Source organism: Vibrio sp. B181a (assembly GCF_030248375.1).
GTDB lineage: Bacteria > Pseudomonadota > Gammaproteobacteria > Enterobacterales > Vibrionaceae > Vibrio > Vibrio campbellii.
Genome location: NZ_JAHGAD010000131.1, coordinates 1 through 2,460, shown reverse-complemented (window position 1 = coordinate 2,460; position 2,460 = coordinate 1). Strand labels below are relative to the sequence as shown.

2 protein-coding genes are annotated in these 2,460 nt (G+C 46.7%); both read right to left on the bottom strand.

What is annotated here, in order from left to right:
- Positions 1 to 128: 128 nt before the first annotated feature.
- The gene (gene istB, locus KIO97_RS26535) at positions 129 to 878 is read right to left on the bottom strand and encodes an IS21-like element helper ATPase IstB (protein WP_078231724.1); all 750 of its coding nucleotides are present in this window, start codon (positions 876 to 878) and stop codon (positions 129 to 131) included.
- Positions 878 to 2,368, bottom strand: coding sequence for an IS21 family transposase (gene istA / locus KIO97_RS26530; protein WP_285384403.1), 1,491 nt, complete (start codon positions 2,366 to 2,368; stop codon positions 878 to 880). The genes istB and istA overlap by 1 nt, the downstream gene beginning before the upstream one ends.
- Positions 2,369 to 2,460: the final 92 nt, after the last annotated feature.

The window sequence follows — 2,460 nt, the reverse complement described above, 5'->3', positions numbered from 1 at the left end:
TAGCTGAGTTTTCAGAAGTTAGCGGGCAGGCTCAATCTGCTTTTGTTGTTTCTTGTTTGGTTGAGTATAGAGCGTCAACTAGCTTGACCGATCCAGCGTCAATTAGCTTGGCCGGTTGAGGTCCTGTTTTATAGCAGGTTTCGTTGCGCTTCTTTTCTCCTGTAACTTTCCCCTTGGCATTGCAAGATTTTCGCATGATGGATCAGTCTATCTATGGCAGCCACCGTCATCACTGTATTGTCGAACAGTTCATCCCACTCCTCGAACGATTGATTTGATGTAATGATCAAGCTATATCGTTCATAGCGATGGGCTATTAACTCGAACAGCACGCTTGTCTCCTCACTCGTTTTTTGGACATAACCTATGTCATCTAAGATAAGCACACTGTACTTATCCAGTTTCATTAGAGCTTCTGATAGTTTCAGCTCTTCCTTCGCTTGTTGAAGCTGTTGTACCAGCAAGTTCGCACTCATGAACTTAACCCGCTGACCATGCTCGATCAGCTTGTATCCAAGCCCAGCAGCTAAATGCGTCTTGCCTAACCCACTGGCTCCGAACAGTAAGATGTTGTCGCCCGTTTTCACCCATTCTCTATGGTTGGCTAAGTGCCACACTTGTCCTTTGTCTATCCCTTCCAACGCTGTAAAGTCATAGTTATCAAGGTACTTGCCTGCTGGAAGGTTGGATTCCTTTAAGTGGCGCTGCAAGCGCTTTTCTTCTCGGCTATCTAGCTCTAGTCGGCATAACTCAGCAAGGTAACGTTCTACCGACCAACTTTGTTCGCGGGCCTTATCTGCCATTGGCTCCCATTGAGAGACAAGACTACTGAGGCGTAACGATTTGAGAAGAAGAGGGAGGATATGCTGCTCTGACATTATTTTACCCCCTCTAAGATTTGTTGATAGCTCGACAGTCTGTGCTGCTCTACCTTAGGGCTGTCCGCCCAGCTTTCATCTTTTAAGAACCTATCTTCGCAGTCAAACAGCGTTGGTAGTCGACCTATACTGATCCCATCAAGCACGAACCTGCCAACTGCATCTTCTCTCTCAGATTTGTTGGCGACATTCAACAACCTCACCATATAGAGGCTTGCCTCATCCATCGTTAGATGCGTATCTACATACTGCCAGATTTGGCGATAGTCATCGCTAGGAAGCATCTGATCTCGCCACTGACATCCCCTGAACGCTCGTGGCTTCTTCATTAAGGAGCCAATAATATGTCTGTAATCAATTTGATGCCCACGACGGCAGGAGTGGGTATGTACCCTTTCTAGACTTAAGGTGTGTTCATCATGGCAGTAGATTTCTAGTGTTTTGTCATAGAGATGAACACGGACGGTTCCGCCGATAAGGCGGGATGGCACTGAGTAAGTGACCCTCTTAAGTTGGATCGTACTTGTCGTCGAGACTTTCAGCACATGGACTGTGTAATTGACGCTGGCGAACTTTGGTAGTGGTTGTAATTGTCGCTGCTCGTCAATTAGAAGCGGCTTAGAGCGGCGATTACGTCGTTCAACGAGTTGTTCTACGAACAACTCGTACTCTTCTTTTGTGTTGAAGTCATAAGAGCCTCGTATTGCTAAGGCTTGGCGGACCTGATTTTTTAGGTGGTTATTCGCACTCTCTATCGCCCCATTCTCATGTGCGACACCGGTATTATTTTTCGTTGGCTTGAAGCCATAATGTATAGCAAGTTGTTGGAAGTTATCAGTAAACTGACGTTCACTGGTGTTATTTTTATACGCAGCACTTAAGCTGTCCGTTCTAACCTCAAGCGGAACACCACCTGAACGTTCAAAAGCCCCTTGTAGCCCCGTAGCAACCGCTGTAAAGCTTTCTCCACCATAAACAACCTCGGCATGGCTCCAGCCACTGGCAGGTAAACGATAATTGAACAGTCGGTGCTCAAGCGTTTCTCCTTGTATCGTGACGGTGAAATCAGCCCAGGTAAAATCCATGATCCCTTGCCGTCCAAATTCCTTTTCCTGTCGGAAGATCACCTCCTTATCTTCACCATGCAGAAGGCGCCATTTACGGACACGACGCTCTAACGTACGTCGATGTTTAGGTAAGAATACGTCGCTATGCTCTTCACATAAGTGATCGAAGATACCGACAGGGGTAATTGTCGCGCTTCGCTCAAGGAGCGGAACGACGACAGGCTCCCAAACTGCTTCAAGAGGGTCTTTTCGTGTTCGGTATTCTCTAGGTTTGAGTGGACCTAATTGTCGTTGGCCTGATTCAATGCGACGAGCAGAGCGCTCAGAGAAGCCAGCTTTAGCGGCAGAAGTGGTTTGTGTTTTGTCTTTACGATTAGCCATGTATAGCCTTATTTGTTGATCTGTAATTCGTTTTCCTGGCACAAAGCTTCCCAATAGAGAGTTTGTCCAAATGTATCAGATCAACCGGCCAATCTAATTGTCGCTGAACCGGTTAGGCTAATTGTCGCTCAATA

Bases quoted from the DNA above. Each gene is read 5' to 3' on its own strand.
- istB (WP_078231724.1), bottom strand. From the start codon at position 878: ATGTCAGAGCAGCATATCCTCCCTCTTCTTCTCAAATCGTTACGCCTC.